Below are 19,080 nucleotides of genomic sequence, written 5' to 3' on the forward strand. Positions count from 1 at the left end.
CCACTTCACCCACGAGTGGCGCCGGCTCCCCCCACTGAAGGAGACAAGACCGTGGAAACGCAAGCCAGCACGATGCAGGACAGCCTCAGCCAGGAGCGCGGCAGGGCGGACAGAGCGATGCACGAGAGCGCCACGCAGCACGGTTCCACGGACAGTGCGGCCAGTGCGCCGCCCGGCACGCGGCGCGTCACGATCATCGGTGCCGGGTTCTCCGGCACGCTCACCGCCATCCGGCTGCTCCACTTCGCCGATTCTCCCCTGGAGATATGCCTCATGGAGCGTGAGGAGGGATATCGGTACGGGGGCCTCGCCTTCGGTCCGGCGGCCACCAACTGGGAGCACATGCTCAACATCCAGGCCGGCCGCATCACCCTGCGCCGCGAGCGGCCCGAGGACTTCCTGGAGTGGGCCAACGAGGAGGCGGACCGCTCCACCTGGCCGCAGAAGTGGCAGTACCACAGTTTCGGCGTCGCTTGCGTCGTACCGCGGCGGATCTTCAGCCAGTACCTGGCAGAGCGATTGCGGACGGCCGTCGCGGACGCCCACCCCGGGGTCACCCTGTGCGAGATGACCGGCGAGACCATCGACGTGCGCGCCGAGGGCGACGGGTATGTGGTCAAGTACGTCGACGCCGGCCCGCAGGGCGGGGTGCACGACCTGCCTTCCGACCAGGTGATTCTGACGACCGGTCACCTTTCACCGGTGCAGGCGCCGTTCTACCACCGCGTCAAGGGCTGCGACCGCTTCCTCGCGGACCCGTACGCCCCTGATGCCCAGGAGCGGTTCCGGGCCGTCGGCCCCGACGAGACGGTACTGGTCACGGGATCCGCGCTCTCCGCCTTCGACGCCGTCGTCTCCCTCGTCCACACGGGGCACCGGGGACAGATCCTGATCTGCTCACGGGGCGGCCACATGCACGGCACCTACCCGGTCGACCACGAGCACGACATCTGGCAGGCCCGCCGCCCGCCCTTCCTCGACGCCGAGAAGCTCACCCCGGAGACGGTCGTGGAGGGCATCAAGGCCGAGTACGCCCAGCTGCGCGACGAGCACGGCGTGGAGCCGGGCAGCGCGCTCGACGCCGTCTTCCCCGAGCGCGTCATGAAGGCGTGGGAGCCGTACGTCATCGAGCTGATCTCCCGCATGGACCCGCGCGATGTGCAGATGCTGCTCGACCGGTACAAGAGCCTGATCGTCACCAACCGCACCAGCACGGTCCGGGAGATCGGCGGCGTCGTCCGCAGCCGGATGCGCGGATTCAGCGGTGCCCCGAAGACCGTCAGCACCCTGTCCGCCGCCATCCAGGACATGCGCCCCGTCGAGGACGGCACGAAGATCCGGGTGGTCTTCGCCGACCAGCCGGACATCGTCGTCGACCGGGTCGTCAACTGCCTGGGCAACAACACCGATTACGAACGCACCGACCACCCCCTGTGGAACGGCCTGGTCAACGGGCACGGGTACGCACAGCCGCAGACGAAGACCCACCGCGGCATCGAGGTCGGTGCGCACGGACAGCTTGTCGGCGCCGACGGCGAGATCGTACGGAACCTCTTCTGCGTCGGCCCGATGCGCCAGGGCGACGAGACCACCCGCCGCGGCCGGCTCGGCGCGTTCGTCTTCAGCATCGGCACCCTGCGCAACCAGTGCTTCGACACGGCGATGGAGGTTCTGCGCGGCGTCAGGTCCACGGACTCCGCAGACGACAAGGAGCGGATGGACATCCCCGACGGCATCCACCACTGCCTGGTGCGCAGCTGCGACTGGATCGTCGACGACCTCGCCCTCCCGGCCGGAAAGCCGGACGCGACCCGGCTGCGGGAACGGATGCTCGGCTACGCCCGCGAGACCGCGTACCCCAACGCCGTCAACTACCTACAGGCCCAGGACCGCACGGAGCGCCGTAAGTACCGGGGCATCCTCGACGACGACCTGGCGGAGTTCGGTGCCGCCATGTCCCGTGAGTTCGGGTTCACCGCGCAGCGGGCCCGGCGCACCGTCTCCATGCTGACCACGCTGGTGGAGAAGCACGCCGTCCACAACCTGTGCGACATCACCAGGCTGGCGGGCTGGGACTCGCAGTACAGCGACCAGGTCAAGCACGCCCCGAAGAAGGACGCGTGATGACCGACCAGGACGACCAGCGACTGCTCGGCCGGCTGTTCATGGTCCGCCACGGCGAGTCCACCTGCAATTCCGTGCACCGCATCGCCGGACAGCGCGACGCCCCGCTGACGTTCCTCGGCCGGATCCAGGCAGAGAAGGTCGCGGGGGGCCACCGCGACCAGCACTTCGACCGCGTCTACGTCTCCCCGCTGACCCGCGCCTACGAGACCGCCGACACCATCTTCGGCATCGACGCCCCCGCCGCGGACGCTCCCGAGGCAGTGGTCGACGAGCGCCTGATGGAACGCGACTTCGGCAGCTACACGCTGGAGAGCAAGTCCATCCTCCAGCGCCGCCACGGCATCGCCGAGTACGAGCGGGCCATGAACGCCGACAGCCCCACCATGCACGGCGGTGAGACGTTCGCACAGTTCAGGGACCGCGTGCACGCCTTCTACGAGGAGGAGCTGCTGCCCGCGCTGCGGCGCGGCGAAGTGGTCTGCGTGGTCTCACACAAATACGTCGTCGAACTGATCTGCCGGTTCGTCCTGGACCGGCCCGCCGACGAATCGTACGACCTGCGCCTGCCCAACTCACAGATGCTTCAGGGCGACCGGATCCACAGCTATGTGAAGAACGAGAACAAGACCATGAACATGGTCTACGACTGGGTCGTCGTCAACCATCCCATGGTCTTCTGCGCCGGCCTGGCCGCCGGTCTCCTCGCCAATCTGGCGGGGCTGCGGGTGTCCAGCTCGCCGTATCTGCTGCTCCTGCTGCTGGTGCTGGCCAGCGTCATCACCATGTGCCGCATCGAGTTGGAGAACGCGCGCACGTTCGTGACCGACCGCGGCACGCTCCGGTCCGTAGCCCTGCGGTATCTCGCTCTGCCGATCGCCTTCGCCGCCCTGGTGCGCTGGTCGGACGCGGGCAGTACGAGTACGGCGGCGATCGTCGCGGTGTTCCTCGCGACACCGAGTTCCGTGGTGGCGATGACCGTCAGTCGCTGCCTCGGTGGAATGATCATGCCGACGTTCGCGCAGGTCCTGCTCTCCTCCCTGGCCGCCACCGTCTCGTTCTCAGCCGTCCTCGCCCTGACCCTGCGTGAGGACGTCGCCCCGGCCGTCGCCATCAGTGCCGCCACCTCGACCGGCATCGTCACGGCGGCCTACGTCCTGGTCAAACGGCTGCGGGAGCGCTCTCCCATCCGTACGGCCAAGTACGGCGAGCGCAACGGATACGTGGCGGTGCTCCTGCTCACCGCCTTCATCGTGCTGGTCTGCCTCAAGCTCGACCTGGACGGCTTCACCACCTACGCGCCGACCGCCGCGGGCATCGCCGTCGGCCTGCGACTCGTCGCCGCCCTCCTCAAACGACGCCGCCACGTCCAGACGCTCGACGACTACACCGCCATGACCTACCCGAACGTGTTCGTGGTGGTCATCATCGCCGCGCTCACCGGCAACGGGCCGTTGGAACAGGTGGCGATCTGGACGCTGCTGCCGATGTTCGTCCTGTCGTTCTTCGACAGCTGGTACGCCCGCTTCCTCGTCGTCGCGCCCGACGACGCACGCTGGCCCGCGGTCCTCGGGCTTCCCCCGCACGGTCCGGTACAGGGCCGCCCATCGGCCGAAGGCCCGCACGAGCCCTCCGTCCCCGCGCATTCCTGACGCCCACGGGAGTTGTTGTGCACCACACGACCTTTCTGGCCGCCACCACCGACAGGAACCTCGAACTCGTCCTACGGGTCCTGCCCGCGATCGTGGTCATCCTGGCCGCCTCAGCCCTCTGCGGACGCCTCGCCATGCTGGTGAAGCAGCCTCGGGTCCTCGGGGAGATGGTCGCCGGCGTCCTGCTCGGCCCCACCCTGTTCGGCGCCCTCTTCCCCGCGGCCCAGAAGGCGGTCTTCACCCCCGAGGTGAAGCCCATCCTGTACGTCCTGAGCACCATCGGCCTGACCGTCTTCATGTTCCTCGTCGGCGCCGGCCTCGACCACGGCGGCGGCAACGGCAAGAGGGACACCAAGAACGCCGCCGTCCTGGCCGTCTCCGGCATCCTGCCGTCCCTGCTGCTCGGCGCCGGAGCCGCGTACCTCCTCCACGACCGGCTCTCCCGCCCCGACGTCAGCACCTTCGAGTTCGCCCTCTTCATGGGCGGCGCCCTGTCGATCACGGCCTTCCCGATGCTCGCCCGCATCCTCTACGAGCGGCGGCTGCAGAACTCGCCGCTCGGCCGCATGACCCTGCTGGGCGCGGCCATCGACGACGCCGCCGCATGGTGCTTCCTCGCCGTGCTCTCGGCGATGCACACCGGAGCAGGCGCCCTGCACGTCCTGCGCACCATCGGGCTCACAGCGCTGTTCGCCCTCGTCATGCTCACCGTCGTGGCCCGCCTGCTGCGCCCGATGGGCGCACGGGTCGAGCGCACCGGCCACTTCGGCTTCGACCAGATGTACCTCGTCGTCGGCATCGTCCTGCTGTCCGGACTGTTCACCGACTACATCGGCATCTACTCCGTCTTCGGCGGCTTCATCGCCGGACTCGCGATGCCGAGGAACCCCGCCTTCCGCGAGGCCCTGCACAGCCGCATGATGGATCTCGTCTGCGTCCTGCTCCTGCCGATCTTCTTCGCCTTCTCCGGCCTCAACACCGAACTCGGCGGAATCGCCGGATGGGCCATGATCGGCCCGTTCCTGCTGATCCTGGCGGCTGGCTTCATCGGCAAGTACGTCGGCTGCGCGACCGCCATGCGCACGATCGGATTCTCGTGGCGCGAGTCCTGGGCGGTCGGCGGCCTGATGAACGCCCGCGGTCTGATGATCCTCATCTTCATCAACATCGGCCTCGCCCAGGGAATGATCACCAAGGACGTCTTCTCCATGCTGGTCCTGGTCGCGGTCATCACCACCGCCGGCGCCATGCCTCTGTACCGCTGGGCGCTGCCCGAGCGGTTCGAACAGCAGATGTCCCCGCCGACGCCGGAGCCCGAGGCTGCCGCCGGAGCGGCCTCGCCCGAGGCAGAACCCGCTCACGCCTGACCCACCGGCCGGCCGGACGCGGACGCGTCCGGCCGGCCCTCACGTGACATCCCCGCCTGAAGTCCTTCGTCCCCGCACGGGAGCAGCCATGCCCAACGGCGTGAACCGCGTCGCACTCGCCGTCTTCCTCCTCTTCTTCCTCGCCGTCACGGTCATGGGCTTCCTGGCCTCGCGCTGGCGCAGGGCGGAGAACGAACACAGCCTCGACGAATGGGGCCTGGGCGGCCGGTCGTTCGGCACCTGGGTCACCTGGTTCCTGCTCGGCGGCGACGTCTACACGGCCTACACGTTCGTCGCCGTCCCGGCGGCGATCTACGCGGCGGGCGCGGCCGGCTTCTTCGCGGTGCCGTACACGATCCTCGTCTACCCCCTGGTCTTCACCTTCCTGCCCCGGCTGTGGTCGGTGTGCCACCGGCACGGGTACGTCACCACGGCGGACTTCGTGCGCGGGCGCTTCGGCTCCAAGGGCCTGTCGCTGGCCGTGGCCTTCACCGGCATCCTCGCGACCATGCCCTACATCGCGCTCCAACTGGTCGGCATCCAGGCGGTGCTGGACGTGATGGGCATCGGCGGCGGTGAGGACACCCACTGGTTCGTGAAGGACCTCCCGCTGCTCATCGCGTTCGGTGTGCTGGCCGCGTACACGTACTCGTCAGGTCTGCGAGCGCCCGCGATGATCGCCTTCGTGAAGGACACGCTGATCTACATCGTCATCGTGGTCGCGATCATCTGCATCCCGATCAAGCTGGGCGGCTTCGACGACATCTTCGCCAGGGCGAGCGAGGCGTACAGCCAGACGAACCCCGCGACCGGCAAGCCACGCGGCGCACTGGTCAGCGGCCCGGACGCGCAGTGGACGTACGCGACTCTGGCGCTCGGCTCCGCGATGGCGATGTTCATGTATCCGCACTCGATCACGGCGACGCTGTCGTCCCGCAGTCGTGAGGTGATCCGCCGCAGCACGACGGTGATGCCCCTCTACACCCTGATGCTGGGCCTGCTCGCCCTGCTGGGCTTCATGGCGATCGCGGCCGGAGTCAAGGTCACCAACGGGCAGTTGGCGATCCCGCAGCTCTTCGAGGACATGTTCCCGGCCTGGTTCGCGGGCATCGCTTTCGCGGCGATCGGCATCGGCGCCCTCGTTCCCGCGGCCATCATGTCGATCGCGGCAGCGAACCTCTTCACCCGCAACATCTACAAGGACTTCATCAAGCCGGACGCGACTCCGGCGCAGGAGACCAAGGTCTCCAAGCTGGTCTCGCTGCTGGTGAAGGTCGGCGCGCTGGTCTTCGTCCTCACCATGGACAAGACGGTCGCCATCAACTTCCAGCTCCTGGGCGGGATCTGGATCCTGCAAACCTTCCCGGCGCTGGTCGGCGGCCTGTTCACCCGCTGGTTCCATCGCTGGGCCCTGCTCGCGGGCTGGGCGGTCGGCATGGTCTACGGCACCCTCGCCGCGTGGGGTGTCGCCTCGCCGGCCCAGAAGCACTTCGGTGGCTCGGCGAAGGAGATCCCGGGGATCGGCGAGATCGGGTACATCGGCCTCACGGCGTTCGTGGTCAATGGGGTGGTGACCGTCGTCCTCACCTTCATCCTGAAGGCGGTCAAGGCTCCCGAGGGCATCGACGCCACGTCCCCGGAGGACTACACGGCGGACGCGGCAGGCGCGAAACCGAAGGCGGCGCCTGCTCCTCGTCCGGGCACTTCGCCCGCCCCCAACCCCAGTTGAGAGCCGAATCCACCATGGGGTGACCTGCGGTCCGGCCTGGCGTCGGACCGCAGGTCACCCCATGTCACCTCACGTCAGTGCGGCTGCTCGGCCGGCGATCGAGTCCAGGGCGGCGGTCACCGCCTTCCGCAGCGTCGCGGCATCGGCGCTTGCGCGGGAACGCAGGTTGACCCCGTAGGCGAGCAGCGCCAGCAGGTCGGCGGACGCATCGGGATCGGCGCCGGGGGCGAGCTGCCCCTGGGCCTCGGCGATGACGAGTGCCGCGTACATCGCGTCCCGCAGCTCCTGGTGGTGCTGGTCCAGGACGGCGCGCACCTCCGGATCACTGTTCTCGGCCCCGGCGTGCGCGTTGGAGACCATGCAGCCCCAGCGGGCGTACTCGCCCGAGCAGCGCGCCTCGATCAGACCGCCGAAGAACTCGGAGATGGCGGGCAGCCCCCGCTCGTCCTCCGCCAGGCGCTGGAACATCGGCTGAGAGCGCCGCACCAGGTAGCGGCGCAGCGCGGCGAGGTAGAGCTCCTGCTTGCCACCGAAGGTGGCGTACAGGCTGGAGCGGTTGAGCCCGGTCGCGGCCACGACGTCCTGGATCCCCGTCGAGGCCACGCCCTGCCGCCAGAACAGCCGTACCACGGTCTCCAGGGTCGCGTCCGGATCGAAGTGCTTGATGTCCGGCATGTTTCACCCCGCCATCTTGAAATAAGGATTCCAAGATACTCCCCGTTCGCGTAGCGGCAAAGACACCGGCGGGTACAGAGCGGGACAGGCCGCCCACCTGCGCAACGGCGTCCAGCTTCGTCCACGATCCGCCGGAGGGCCGCCTCGCGCCGCGACCATGCCCCTATGAATCGCATACCGGCCCTATGGACGGCCGCCTACGGGTCCCACGCGTCCCCGCTCCGCCGTTTCCTGGCACGTCGCGCAGTCCACCTCGCCGCCTTCATCCGGGCTCTCGCCCTGGCCGACCACCGCCCGTTCACCAGCCTCTGACCCACCGACACCTCCGCGCGGCTGGCGCAGGGTCGCACATGCACTTATCTTGGAACAGTCATTTCAAGATTTGTCGTCGACGTCGGGCCAGGTCCGACTCGTGTTTGGCCCCGCCCCAGTCACCAGCCAGGAGGACCGAGCGCCATGACCACCCTCAACGCCGAACTGCGTACCTTCTACGAAGCCCGCCAGCAGCAGATCCCCGCCGAGATCCGGGAGGTCATGCAACGGGCCGGCCGGGAACTCGCCGACTCCGGCCAGGCCGACCAGGCTCTCGCCGTCGGCGCGCAAGCTCCGCGCTTCGACCTCCCCACCGCGGCGGGACGGACTCTGGCGCTGGACGACCTGCTCGCCGAGGGCCCGGTCGTCCTGACCTTCTACCGCGGCGCCTGGTGCCCGTACTGCAACATCGCCCTGCGCTCCCTCCAGCAGCACCACGACGCCATCACCGCACGCGGCGCCCGCCTGGTGGCCGTCTCCCCGCAGATCCCCGACGAGTCCCTCTCCCTGACCGAGAAGCACGACCTCGCCTTCGACGTCCTCAGCGACATCGGCTCCGACACCGCCAAGCAGTACGGCCTCGCCTTCGACCTCCCCGACGACCTCGCCGCCGTCTACGACAAGCTCGGCTTCGATCTCCAGCACGTCAACGACGGCCACCCGCGCACACTCCCGCTGCCCGCCACGTACGTGATCGACCGCGACGGCACCATCCGCTGGGCGTTCGTCGACACCGACTACACCACCCGCGCCGAACCGGCCGACATCCTCGCAGCCGTCGACGCACTGGGCTGACTCGTCAGGCGCGGGCCAGTTCGGCCGCGCCGAACGAGACGTCGAAGCGGTCGCACCAGATGCTTGCGCTTGTCGACGCGGCCGGGTCGACGTCGGCGCGCAGGCGGTAGTTCTGGTCGCCTTTGTTCCCCTTGAGCCTGCCGAGGCTGACGTACGCGCGTCCCCTCGCCGAGCAGCTGATCCGACCGGCCGGTGCGCGCGGCAAGAGCGGCTACGCGTCGCCGGCCCCGCGCGCGAGCCGGTCCTCCCCGCCCACCGGCGTGATCACCGTCCGCATGAACACCTCCAGCAGCCGCAGCGGATCGACGGACGGGTCGAGGAGCACCTGGACGCGCAGGCCGTCGAGCATGGCGAGGACGAGGACGGCCTTCTCCTCGACGGAGAGTTCCGGGCCGGGGTGAGCCGTCCGCAGGGCGCCGCTGCGGAGGCGGTTGCGCAGGCGTTCGCCGCGGTGTGTGAAGTACTCGTGGGCCGGATGCGCGGGGTTGGTCGCGGCGACGGCGAGGGCGAGCCAGTTGCGCAGGTGGTCGGGGTCGGCGAACTCGTCGGCGAGGAGTTCGCCGAGGACGGCGGCGCCCTCGGTGCCGGAGGCGAGGATACGGTCGGCCTGCTCCTCGTCGTACGCGTCGCGCTGGGCCAGCGCCGCGACGAGGAGGTCCTCCTTGCCGGAGAAGTGGTGCAGCAGCGCGGCGTGGGTGACGCCCGCGCGAGCGGCGATGTCGCGCAGGGAGGCCCGTTCGAAGCCGTGCTCGGCGAAGCTCGCGAGGGCGGCGCGGACGATCTGCGTCCGGCGGGCCGGGGTGGTGGCGTACGGCCCTCGGGGGCCGGTCTTCTCGCGCAACGTGCTTCCTCCGTACGACCGCTTGCCTCAAGCTCCGGCCGGGAGTTTAATCGCGTCGAACTCTAACCATCATGGTTAGATTCTGTCGCGTTCTACAGGAGTGCCCATGCCGGACAGCACACCGTTCCTGTGGGGAGCCGCCAGTTCCCCGCACCAGACCGAGGGCAACAACGTCAACAGCGACTGGTGGGTCCGGGAGGGGCGGATCCCCGGCCTGGAGCGCAGCGGCGACGCGACCGACAGCTACCACCGGTACGGCGAGGACATGCGCCTCCTCGCGGACGCCGGCCTCAACGCGTACCGCTTCGGCGTCGAGTGGGCCCGCGTCGAACCCGTACCCGGACACTTCTCCCGCGCCGCGCTCGCCCACTACCGGCGGATGATCGACACCGCGCTCTCCCTCGGCCTGACCCCCGTCATCACCCTCCACCACTTCTCCAGCCCGCGCTGGTTCACGGAGGAGGGCGGGTGGCTCGGCGAGCGGGCGGTCGCCCGGTTCACCCGGTACGTCGAGGCCGTCGCCCCCATCCTGGACGGCGTTCCCTGGGTCGCCACCCTCAACGAGCCCAACATGCTCGCGATGATGATGACGGTGGAGCGCCGGCACCTCACCGCCCAGGGCCTGGCCGGCGCCGACACGACCCGCCCCCGGCTCCCGGCCCCCGACCCGAAGATCGGCGCCGCCCTCATCGAGGCCCACCAGGCGGCCCGCGCGGTCCTGCACGCCCACACCGACGCGGGCGTCGGCTGGACCATCGCGAACCGGGCCTTCACCGCCCGCCCCGGAGCGGAGGCGAAGCTCCACGAGATCGAGTACATCTGGGAGAACCTCTACCTGGAAGCCTCCCGCGACGACGACTTCGTAGGCGTCCAGTCCTACTCCAGCGAATGGGTCGCCCCCACCGGTCTCGAACCCCACATCCCCCACCCCGACGACACCATGACCGGCAAGCCCTACCGCCCCGACGCCCTGGCCCTGGCCGTCCGCCACACCGCGCAGATCACCGACAACACCCCCATCCTCGTCACGGAGAACGGCATAGCCACCCCGGACGACACCCGCCGCATCGCCTACACGAAGTCAGCCCTGGACGGCCTCTTCTCCGCGATCGACGACGGCACGGACGTCCGCGCCTACCTCCACTGGAGCGCCCTCGACAACTACCGCTGGGGCGACTGGACCCCCACCCTCGGCCTCATCTCGGTAGACCGCGAAACCTTCACCCGCCACCCGAAACCAAGCCTGCGCTGGCTGGGCGAGGTGGCACGACGGGGGCGTCCGTGACCCGTCGCTCCGACGCCGCGACGGCCATCGGGACGGAACGGCCGGGATGCCGCCGACGCCCGGTTCACGCGAGCCTCACCGGTTGGCGGGTCGAGCTGTGGCGGATGATCAACCCCCGTGTCCACACAGCCCTCGTCCGGGCGCGGAATCGTGGGCCTGCGGCGACGCGGGTGGCGCGGGCGAAGGTGTCGCCGTAAGGTTCGCGCAGTCGGTTTGCGGCCTCGGAGCTGTACCAGTACCAGTCCGATGAGAGCACCCCGCTCCCACCCGTGGGTTGAGGCGCCGGACGGCTCTGCCGGGCGTGCAGCCCGACGGAGTCCGCGCCCTCCCTCGGCTTCACGGCGTACAGGTCTGCCTCCAGAAGCGCGGGCAGGTCGACGGTTGGGGTGACGGGATGGCCGTCGGCGGTCAGCTCCAGCAGGTACCGCTTTCCGGGCACGTCCCCCGCCCGGTCAACGGGGTTGTACACCCGCACTCCACTCACCGACGGCGTCGGACGCGTCCATCAGCGCGGCGGCGTCCGGGTATCGCCTCACGCGTCGGCCTTGTCCTCCGCTTCACGCCAGGCGTCAGGGCTGCGGTAATGGTTCCGGTGCCCGGCGGAGAGCACGGCCCGCAGCTGCGCGAAGTGCGGAGTCCCCGCCGGAATGCGCAGGCGCGCGAGCAGGCCGAGTGCCGCGTCCGGCTCCAGGTCGCCGTAGACGTCGTGGTAGCTGGCCAACAGGCCCTCGTACAGCGGCGCGTGGAGTTCGGAGAGGCGTACGGCCGTGGTGTACGTCCGCTCCTTGACCCCCCACAGCGCCGGGCCCGAGCAAGCCAGGACCCGGCCCGCGCGGCGCAGCAGCGGGGCGGACGGGTGTTTCACGATGTGGTCGATGTCGTTGCCGAGCACCTCCGCGAAGGCCGTCCCGACGGTCGCGCGGTTCTCGAACCAGTCGACCCACAGCGAGTACGTGACGGGCTGGGCGTCCCGTACCGCCTCCAGGCGCCGCCGGTAGCCGCGCCAGAGCGCGCCGGCGGGGAGGGAGTCGAGGGCGGCACCGATCTCGTGGGTCACCCAGTAGTCGTCGAGGAGGTCGAGGAGTCCGAAGGCCAGCCGCTCGCGGCCGGCCGCGTCCAGGGTCTCGTCGGTGAGGACGGCGTCGGCCCAGGAGTGGGCGATCTCATTGGCGGTGCACGGCCGTTCGGACTCGGTCCAGCCCTCGTCGGTCCGAACGACCCCGCGCGCGGCGAGCCAGTGCCGGGCTTCCTCAACGGCTTGTTCCATCCGGGAAGTATGCCGGGCAGCGAGTCAGGAACAGAACTCGATAACCGTGCCGGTCAGGATGCGGTCGAGCGACGCGAGATCGACGTACTCGGTGTCCGCGTGGGTGCCCTCGCCGTCGGCTCCGAAGTCGAGCGGCGCACAGGCCGCGTCCGGAAGGGGTCGGCGTCGGTCACCGGTGGGAGCCTTCCGTGTCGAGCAGGACGGTCACGGAGTCCGGCCCGAGGTTCGGGAGCAGGTGTCGGGCCGCGCGCAGGCCGGCGAGTGGGGCCGCGCCGCAGGGCCCCGAGTCGACGCCCTGGGGATGAGCACATGGGCCCGCTTGCCGAGTTGGCGTGCGGTGCGGGCGACCGCGCGGCCGTGGTTGCCGTCGGTGGCGGTGACCAGGGTCGTGGTGTGCGGGGCGTCGGCGAGGGCGCGGTGGATGGCCCAGGTGGCGCCGAGTGCTTTGAACGCGGGGAGACCGAGGCGGGAGGACTCGTCCTTGACGAAGACGCGCCCCAGGTTCAACTCTCTTGCCAGAGTGGGGAGTTCGATGAGGGGGGTGGGGTGTAATCGGGGAGGGTGCGGTGGAAGGCGCGTACGGCGGTGGGGGGTGGAGGGCAGCGCCAGGTGCGGGCCGCGGGGCGGGTCAGCCAGGGGGTTCCGGCCACGCTCTCAGGGTCCATCGGGGCGGCATCATCGGTCCAGCGGACGTTTCCGACCCGCACTCGTCGGAAACCCGGCAGGAACACCCGGCGATCGTGGCGTGCCGGGACGCCTCGCGGGCGGCGGTGGCCGACCAGCGCAGGTGACGTCCCGGCCACGACACCCCTCAGGGCACCTCCGGCCCCCCGAACTCCTCCATCGCGTCGATCAGCCACCGCCCCAGATAGTCCGCGAACGACGCGCGCGGGAACAGACGGTACGTCGGAGCGTCGTCCACCTGCCACAGCAGAACCGGTATCGGGCCCATCGTCGTCAACAGCGCGCGGCCGGGGCCGAATTCGCGGGGGTGGAGGTCGAGGGGGCAGCCCTTTTCCAGGACCGCGCGGGCGCTCGGGCCGGCGAGCTGGAGGGTCGTGCGGTTGGCGGAGAGGTCGACGACCGAACCGGGGTCCGTGCCCAGGGATTCCTTCAAGTCGGCGGTGAGCGGCGCCGGTTCGCCGCTGGAGATGATGAGCCATTCGTCCGGACCCGACCAAGTGGCCGTATGGGGACCGGATGTTGTCGTACGGCCGGATTCCCTGGGGAGGGAGACGCCCAGCGTCTTCTCCATGCGCACCGCCGCCTCCGAGGCCGGGTTCACGCGGACGTTCACCATCGTGAGGAACGGGAGTTCTGTCAGGGAGACGCCTCGGGGGCCCGTCACCGTCGCCGCCGACAGGGCTTCCTTCAGGTGGGCCAGCGGGCTGACCGCGAGTTGTTCAGCCATCTCGGCGGGTCCCTTCGGGGTCGTAGAGGACGAAGTCGGTGACCTCGACGGGGATCAGGTCGTCGCCGACGGGGGCGAGGAGGGTTTCGCCGTGGCGGTCCCGGCCGCCGGACACCAGCGCGAGGGCGAAGGGGCGGCCGAGGGCCGGGCTGTGGTAGCTGGAGGTGACGTGGCCGAGCATGGGGACCGGGATCGTGTCCAGGTCGACGCCCGGGGAGAGGAGTTGGGTGCCCTCGGGGAGCCGGGTCGTACGGTCCGTCGGCAGCAGGCCGACCAGGTGCTTGCGGTCGGCGCGGACCGTGTCGGGCCGGGAGTACGACCGCTTGCCGACGAAGTCCTTCTGCTTCGACACCACCCACGCCATCCCCGCGTCCTGCGGAGTGACCGTCCCGTCCGTGTCCTGCCCGACGATGATGTACCCCTTCTCGGCGCGCAGGACGTGCATGGTCTCGGTGCCGTAGGGGGTGATCCCGTACGGCTGCCCGGCGACGTGCACCTGCTCCCAGACCGAACGCCCGTACCACGCGGCCACGTTGATCTCGTAGGCGAGTTCACCGGAGAAGGAGATCCGGCAGATCCGGGCCGGTGTCCCGGAGGCGAGCGTGGTCTCGCGGAACGCCATGAAGGGGAACGCCTCGTTGGAGAGGTCGACGTCCGGCGCCAACCGCCCCACGACGTCACGGGACTTGGGCCCGACGACCGCGATGGTCGACCACTGCTCGGTCACCGACGTGCAGTACACGTCGAGTTCGGGCCACTCCGTCTGGAGCCACTCCTCCAGCCAGTCGAGGACTTTGGCGGCGCCACCGGTCGTGGTGGTCATGAAGTACCGCCCGTCGTCGAGGCGCAGGGTCACCCCGTCGTCGAAGATCATGCCGTCGGGCTTGCACATCACGCCGTAACGGGCGTTGCCGGGCTTCAGTTTCTTGAACGCGTTGGTGTAGATCCGGTTGAGGAACTCCCCCGCGTCGGCGCCACGGATCTCGATCTTCCCGAGGGTCGAGGCGTCCATGAACCCGACCCCTTCCCGCGCGGCCCGGCACTCGCGGGCGACGGCGGCGTCCATGTCCTCCCCGTCCAACGGGTAGTACCGGGGCCGCCTCCACTGCCCGACGTCCTCGAACACGGCACCGTGCTCGACATGCCAGTGATGCACGGACGTCATCCGCTCCGGGTCGAACAACTCCCCCCGCTCACGCCCCGCGAGAGCCGCGAACGCGACCGGCGTGTACGGCGCCCGGTAGGCCGTCGTCCCGATCTCCCCCGGCTCACCCCCGAGCACCGACGCGATCACCCCGATCGCGTTGACCCCGGACGTCTTCCCCTGATCGTTGGCGGTCCCGAGCGAGGTGTACCGCTTGACGTGCTCAACTCCCCGCATCCCGGCCCCGGTTGAGCGCAGCACATCGGCGACGGACACATCCCGCTGGAGATCAACGAAGTGGTCGTCGTACGACTCGGCGGGCACCGTCCACAACGCCCGTACCGCAGACGGTTCCTGACGAGAGGGAACCTTCGGCACCGGCACCGCGAACCCCGCCTCGGTGGCGGCCACCGCCCCGGCCCGAGCCCCCTCCGCGACACAGTCGTCCGTGTCGTACGTCCCCCGGGCCGCCCCCACCACCTGCTGCCCCCGCACCACCCCGTCCGGCACGAAAGCGGCCGACTCCTCGTCCCAGCGCACCTTTCCCTGCCGCTGGCTGTGCAGATGGACGACGGGACTCCAGCCCCCGGAGACGGCGAGCAGATCACACGCGAAAGTCTCCGAGCCCTCCTGCCCCTCAAGCCCTTGGACCGTGACCCCGGTCAACCGCCCTTCCCCAGAAGCCGCTACGACCGCGCTCCCCGTCAACACCCGCACGGCATCAGCCAGAACGGCGGCCCGAGCCGACACCTCCGCACGCGCGTCCACAACGGCCACCACCTCGACCCCCGCAGCCCGCAACGCGTCCACGGTGTCGTAAGCACTGTCATTGGTCGTACTCACCACAACCCGCGAACCCGGCGTCACCCCATACCTGTCGAGGTACGTCCGCACAGCCCCGGCAAGCATCACCCCGGGCCGGTCGTTCCCGGCGAAGACCAGCGGACGTTCATGCGCACCGGTGGCCAGCACGACCTGCCGAGCCCGGATGTGCCACAGCCGCTGCCGCGAGACCCCCTTCAACGACAGGTCCTCGGTGCGCCGTTGGAGCGCGAGGACGTAGTTGTCGTCGTAGGACCCGAACGCGGTCGTCCGGTGGAGTACGACGGTCTCGGGCGCGGCGTCGAGGCGCGCGCGCAGGTCCGTGACCCACTCGGAGCGGTCGAGGAGCGAGCCGCCCGGCTCCGGCTGGTCGTCGATGAGGAGGACGCGGGCGCCGGAGTCACCGGCGGCGGCAGCTGCGGCGAGCCCGGCGGGGCCGGCGCCGACGACCAGGACGTCCGTGTGGACGTACTTCTTGTCGTAGGCGGCCGGGTCGGCGGACGGGTCGAGGCGGCCCTTGCCGGAGAGGGTGTGGGCGCGCAGGCCGTCGTACAGCTCGATCGTCGTGGCGGGGAGCATGCCCTCCGAGTAGGAACTGTCCAGCTGTACCAGGGCGTTGGGCTCTTCGACGCCCGCCGAGACGATGCCTCGGGGGCGGCCCCGGTAGAGGGACGGGGCGACCTCGATGACGCCGTTCGCGAGCATCGCGGAGGCGAGGGTGTCGCCGGGGTGGCCGGTCAACTCCCGTCCGTCGACGGTGAATCGGAGGACGGTGTCGCGGTCGATACGGCCGCCGTGCGGGAGCCGGAAGGGCTGGTCGGTCATCGGGTTCCTTCCGGGCGGGGCTCGTCGAGGCGGTAGACGGCGAGAACCTGGTGGCTGGCGGTGTCGCGCAGGACGTTGAACCAGCGGCGACAGCCGATGCTGTGCACCCAGCGCTCGGCGAAGGGGCCCTTGGGGTTGTCGCGGTAGAAGACGTACTCGGCCCACTGCTCGTCGGTCAGGTCGCCGGCGTTCTCGGGGTAGGGGACGTGGGCCTGGCCGCCGTAGTGGTACTCGGTCTCGTCGCGCGGGCCGCAGTAGGGGCAGTCGATCAGCAGCACGGTGCCTCCTCAGTGGGCCACGGCCGCGGCGCCGTGTTCGTCGATCAGGGCGCCCGTCGTGAAGCGGTCGAGCGCGAACGGGGCGTTGAGGGCGTGGGGTTCGCCGGTGGCGATGGTGTGCGCGAAGGTCCAGCCGGCCGCCGGGGTGGCCTTGAAACCGCCGGTTCCCCAGCCGCAGTTGACGTACAGGTTCTCGACCGGGGTGGTGCCGATGACCGGGGAGGCGTCGGGGGTGACGTCGACGATGCCGCCCCAGGTGCGCAGGACGTGCGCGCGGGCGAAGACGGGGAACAGCTCGACGGCGGCGGCCATTTGATGCTCGATCACATGGAACGAGCCGCGCTGGCCGTATCCGTTGTAGGAGTCGACGCCCGCGCCCATCACCAACTCGCCCTTGTGGGCCTGGGACACGTACACGTGGACGTGGTTCGACATGACCACGGTCGGGTGGACCGTCTCGTGCAGCTCGGAGACGAGGGCCTGGAGCGGGTGCGACTGGACGGGGAGGCGGACCCCGGCGAGTTCCGCCAGGACGCTGCTGTGTCCGGCCGCCGCGAGCCCGACGCGCCCGGCGAGGATGCGGCCCCGATTGGTCTCGACGCCGACGACCCGGTTCCCGTCCTTGACGAAGCCGGTGACCTCGCAGCCCTGGATCAGGTCGATGCCGTACGCGTCGGCGCTGCGGGCCAACGCCCAGGCCACGTGGTCGTGTTTGGCGATCCCGGCGCGGGGCTGGAAGGTCGCGCCGAGCACCGGGTAGCGGGTGTTCGAGGAGACGTTGACGATCGGGCAGACCTCGGCGACCTCGTCCGGCTCCAGCCATTCCGCGTCAACACCGTTGAGGCGGTTGGCGTTTACGCGCCGGACGCCCTCGCGGACGTCCTGGAGGGTGTGCGCGAGGTTGAGGACGCCGCGCTGGCTGAACAGGAAGTCGTAGTCCAGCTCCTCGGGGAGCCGCTCCCACAGTTTGAGGGCGTGCTCGTAGATCGCCGCGCTCTCGTCCCACAGGTAGTTGGAGCGGATGATCGTCGTGTTGCGGGCCATGTTGCCGCCCGCCAGCCAGCCCTTCTCCAGGACGGCGACGTTCGTGATGCCGTGGTTGACGGCGAGGTAGTGGGCGGTCGCCAGGCCGTGCCCGCCGCCGCCGACGATGACGACGTCGTACGAACGCTTCGGGTCGGGGTTGCGCCAGAGGAAGTCGGGGTGCTCGGGGAGGGGGGCTTCGGTCATGCGAGGTCTCCGTACAGGGGGAAGGCGTTCGCCAACTTGGTCACCCGGTCCCGGAGTTCACCCTCGGGCACCTCGCCCTTGAGCGTCTCCGCCACGATGTCGGCGACCTCCCGGAACTCCGGCCTGCCGAAGCCGCGCGTCGCGAGCGCCGGGGTCCCGATGCGCAGCCCGGACGACACCATCGGCGGACGGGGGTCGAAGGGCACGGCGTTGCGGTTGACGGTGATGCCGACCCGGTGGAGCCGGTCCTCGGCCTGCTTGCCGTCCAACTCCGAGTCGCGCAGGTCGACCAGGACGAGGTGGACCTCGGTACCGCCGGTCAGGACGGTGATCCCGGCCTCGGCGACGTCGTCGGACAGCAGCCGCCCGGCGAGCACCCGGGCCCCCTCCAGCGTCCGCCGCTGCCGGTCCTTGAAGTCCTCGCTCGCGGCGACCTTGAAGGCAACCGCCTTGGCGGCTATGACGTGTTCGAGCGGGCCGCCCTGCTGGCCGGGGAAGACCGCCGAGTCGATCTTCTTCGCGAGACCGGCCCGCGTGAGGATCACGCCGCCGCGCGGTCCCCCGAGCGTCTTGTGCGTGGTCGTCGTGACGACATCCGCGTACGGCACCGGATTCGGGTGCAGCCCCGCCGCGACCAGCCCCGCGAAGTGCGCCATGTCGACCATCAGGTACGCGCCGACCGCGTCGGCGATCCGCCGGAACTCCGCGAAGTCGAGCTGGCGCGAGTACGCCGACCACCCCGCGACGATCAGCTTCGGCCGGTGTTCAAGGGCGAGTTGCTCAACCTCGGCCATGTCGATCCGCAGGTCGGACGCGCGGACGTGGTACGGCACGACGTCGTACAGCTTGCCCGAGTAGTTGAGGCGCATGCCGTGCGTCAAGTGGCCGCCGTGCGCGAGGTCGAGGCCGAGGATCGTGTCGCCGGGCTTCAACAGGGCGAACATCGCCGCCGCGTTGGCCTGGGCGCCCGAGTGGGGCTGGACGTTGGCGTGTTCGGCGCCGAACAGGGCCTTGACCCGGTCGATCGCCAACTGCTCGATGACGTCGGTGTGTTCACAGCCGCCGTAGTAGCGGCGGCCGGGGTAGCCCTCGGCGTACTTGTTCGTGAGCACCGAGCCCTGGGCCTCCAGGACGGCGACAGGGGCGAAGTTCTCGGAGGCGATCATCTCCAGCGTCGACTGCTGGCGGTGCAGTTCGGCCGCGACGGCGGCGGACACGTCCGGGTCGAGTGCGGCGAGCGGGAGGGACAGGGTCATCTGTTCACCATCCTGGGAACCGGCTGATACGCGACTGATATATCAAGCTGTGCGGTAACCTATGGGA

Annotated in this window: 17 protein-coding genes and 1 pseudogene; 7 read left to right on the forward strand and 11 right to left on the reverse strand. The window is 69.9% G+C overall.

Going from position 1 to position 19,080, the window contains the following annotated elements:
- Nucleotides 1–51 precede the first annotated feature (51 nt).
- From ACQCO7_RS02560 to mctP, 4 genes are all read left to right on the forward strand, one after another.
- Entirely contained in the window at nt 52–2,124 is a 2,073-nt protein-coding gene (locus ACQCO7_RS02560; protein WP_464070230.1) for an FAD/NAD(P)-binding protein, read from the forward strand.
- Nucleotides 2,124–3,776, forward strand: a complete 1,653-nt coding sequence (locus tag ACQCO7_RS02565; RefSeq protein ID WP_464070231.1) for a histidine phosphatase family protein — start codon at nt 2,124–2,126, stop codon at nt 3,774–3,776. The genes ACQCO7_RS02560 and ACQCO7_RS02565 overlap by 1 nt, the downstream gene beginning before the upstream one ends.
- Nucleotides 3,777–3,793: 17 nt before the next feature.
- On the forward strand, nt 3,794–5,143 hold the full coding sequence (locus tag ACQCO7_RS02570) for a cation:proton antiporter (protein WP_464070232.1): 1,350 nt from the start codon (nt 3,794–3,796) through the stop codon (nt 5,141–5,143).
- Nucleotides 5,144–5,231: 88 nt separating this feature from the next.
- Complete coding sequence (gene mctP / locus ACQCO7_RS02575) at nt 5,232–6,872, forward strand: monocarboxylate uptake permease MctP (RefSeq protein ID WP_464070233.1); 1,641 nt, start codon at nt 5,232–5,234, stop codon at nt 6,870–6,872.
- Between the two features lie 69 nt (nt 6,873–6,941).
- On the opposite strand, the gene ACQCO7_RS02580 is transcribed toward mctP, so the two are convergent.
- Nucleotides 6,942–7,547 (reverse strand): TetR/AcrR family transcriptional regulator, encoded by a 606-nt coding sequence (locus ACQCO7_RS02580; RefSeq protein WP_464070234.1) that lies wholly within the window; start codon nt 7,545–7,547, stop codon nt 6,942–6,944.
- 165 nt (nt 7,548–7,712) lie between these two features.
- On the opposite strand from ACQCO7_RS02580, the gene ACQCO7_RS02585 reads away from it, so the two are divergent.
- Nucleotides 7,713–7,859, forward strand: coding sequence for a hypothetical protein (locus ACQCO7_RS02585; RefSeq protein ID WP_464070235.1), 147 nt, complete (start codon nt 7,713–7,715; stop codon nt 7,857–7,859).
- A gap of 144 nt (nt 7,860–8,003) precedes the next feature.
- Nucleotides 8,004–8,654, forward strand: a complete 651-nt coding sequence (locus ACQCO7_RS02590) for a peroxiredoxin-like family protein (RefSeq protein WP_464070236.1) — start codon at nt 8,004–8,006, stop codon at nt 8,652–8,654.
- Between the two features lie 4 nt (nt 8,655–8,658).
- On the opposite strand, the pseudogene ACQCO7_RS02595 reads toward ACQCO7_RS02590, so the two are convergent.
- Nucleotides 8,659–8,808 (reverse strand): annotated as a pseudogene (locus tag ACQCO7_RS02595) (DM13 domain-containing protein); the annotation flags it as partial.
- Between the two features lie 57 nt (nt 8,809–8,865).
- Nucleotides 8,866–9,495 (reverse strand): TetR/AcrR family transcriptional regulator, encoded by a 630-nt coding sequence (locus tag ACQCO7_RS02600; RefSeq protein WP_464070237.1) that lies wholly within the window; start codon nt 9,493–9,495, stop codon nt 8,866–8,868.
- A 106-nt stretch (nt 9,496–9,601) separates the two neighbouring features.
- Between ACQCO7_RS02600 and ACQCO7_RS02605 the strand changes: the two genes are divergently transcribed.
- The gene (locus ACQCO7_RS02605) at nt 9,602–10,780 is read left to right on the forward strand and encodes a family 1 glycosylhydrolase (protein ID WP_464070238.1); all 1,179 of its coding nucleotides are present in this window, start codon (nt 9,602–9,604) and stop codon (nt 10,778–10,780) included.
- Between the two features lie 64 nt (nt 10,781–10,844).
- On the opposite strand, the gene ACQCO7_RS02610 is transcribed toward ACQCO7_RS02605, so the two are convergent.
- The 8 genes from ACQCO7_RS02610 to glyA all read right to left on the reverse strand — a co-directional run bounded on the left by ACQCO7_RS02610 (nt 10,845) and on the right by glyA (nt 19,013).
- Nucleotides 10,845–11,249, reverse strand: coding sequence for a hypothetical protein (locus ACQCO7_RS02610; RefSeq protein ID WP_464070239.1), 405 nt, complete (start codon nt 11,247–11,249; stop codon nt 10,845–10,847).
- Between the two features lie 63 nt (nt 11,250–11,312).
- The gene (locus ACQCO7_RS02615; RefSeq protein ID WP_464070240.1) at nt 11,313–12,047 is read right to left on the reverse strand and encodes a hypothetical protein; all 735 of its coding nucleotides are present in this window, start codon (nt 12,045–12,047) and stop codon (nt 11,313–11,315) included.
- 204 nt (nt 12,048–12,251) lie between these two features.
- Complete coding sequence (locus tag ACQCO7_RS02620) at nt 12,252–12,554, reverse strand: pyridoxal-phosphate dependent enzyme (protein ID WP_464070241.1); 303 nt, start codon at nt 12,552–12,554, stop codon at nt 12,252–12,254.
- 304 nt (nt 12,555–12,858) lie between these two features.
- Entirely contained in the window at nt 12,859–13,458 is a 600-nt protein-coding gene (locus ACQCO7_RS02625; RefSeq protein WP_464070242.1) for a sarcosine oxidase subunit gamma, read from the reverse strand.
- Nucleotides 13,451–16,249, reverse strand: a complete 2,799-nt coding sequence (locus ACQCO7_RS02630) for a sarcosine oxidase subunit alpha family protein (RefSeq protein ID WP_464070243.1) — start codon at nt 16,247–16,249, stop codon at nt 13,451–13,453. Before ACQCO7_RS02630 ends, ACQCO7_RS02625 begins: the two co-directional genes overlap by 8 nt.
- A complete protein-coding gene (locus ACQCO7_RS02635) occupies nt 16,246–16,527 on the reverse strand; it encodes a sarcosine oxidase subunit delta (RefSeq protein WP_464070244.1) in 282 nt (93 codons plus the stop codon). The genes ACQCO7_RS02630 and ACQCO7_RS02635 overlap by 4 nt, the downstream gene beginning before the upstream one ends.
- A 9-nt stretch (nt 16,528–16,536) precedes the next feature.
- Complete coding sequence (locus tag ACQCO7_RS02640) at nt 16,537–17,757, reverse strand: sarcosine oxidase subunit beta family protein (protein WP_464070245.1); 1,221 nt, start codon at nt 17,755–17,757, stop codon at nt 16,537–16,539.
- Nucleotides 17,754–19,013 carry a serine hydroxymethyltransferase gene (glyA, locus tag ACQCO7_RS02645; protein ID WP_464070246.1) on the reverse strand — a complete coding sequence of 420 codons (1,260 nt, stop codon included), beginning with the start codon at nt 19,011–19,013 and terminating at the stop codon, nt 17,754–17,756. The genes ACQCO7_RS02640 and glyA overlap by 4 nt, the downstream gene beginning before the upstream one ends.
- Between the last annotated feature and the right edge of the window lie 67 nt (nt 19,014–19,080).

Source organism: Streptomyces saintjeani (assembly GCF_055409605.1).

What these genes read in the sequence shown, in the direction of transcription:
- ACQCO7_RS02615 (WP_464070240.1), bottom strand. Translation starts at nt 12,047, where the DNA reads ATGGAACAAGCCGTTGAGGAAGCCCGGCACTGGCTCGCCGCGCGCGGG.
- ACQCO7_RS02585 (WP_464070235.1), top strand. Translation starts at nt 7,713, where the DNA reads ATGAATCGCATACCGGCCCTATGGACGGCCGCCTACGGGTCCCACGCG.
- ACQCO7_RS02625 (WP_464070242.1), bottom strand. Translation starts at nt 13,458, where the DNA reads ATGGCTGAACAACTCGCGGTCAGCCCGCTGGCCCACCTGAAGGAAGCC.
- ACQCO7_RS02590 (WP_464070236.1), top strand. Translation starts at nt 8,004, where the DNA reads ATGACCACCCTCAACGCCGAACTGCGTACCTTCTACGAAGCCCGCCAG.
- ACQCO7_RS02640 (WP_464070245.1), bottom strand. Translation starts at nt 17,757, where the DNA reads ATGACCGAAGCCCCCCTCCCCGAGCACCCCGACTTCCTCTGGCGCAAC.
- mctP (WP_464070233.1), top strand. Translation starts at nt 5,232, where the DNA reads ATGCCCAACGGCGTGAACCGCGTCGCACTCGCCGTCTTCCTCCTCTTC.
- ACQCO7_RS02580 (WP_464070234.1), bottom strand. Translation starts at nt 7,547, where the DNA reads ATGCCGGACATCAAGCACTTCGATCCGGACGCGACCCTGGAGACCGTG.
- glyA (WP_464070246.1), bottom strand. Translation starts at nt 19,013, where the DNA reads ATGACCCTGTCCCTCCCGCTCGCCGCACTCGACCCGGACGTGTCCGCC.
- ACQCO7_RS02565 (WP_464070231.1), top strand. Translation starts at nt 2,124, where the DNA reads ATGACCGACCAGGACGACCAGCGACTGCTCGGCCGGCTGTTCATGGTC.
- ACQCO7_RS02605 (WP_464070238.1), top strand. Translation starts at nt 9,602, where the DNA reads ATGCCGGACAGCACACCGTTCCTGTGGGGAGCCGCCAGTTCCCCGCAC.
- ACQCO7_RS02630 (WP_464070243.1), bottom strand. Translation starts at nt 16,249, where the DNA reads ATGACCGACCAGCCCTTCCGGCTCCCGCACGGCGGCCGTATCGACCGC.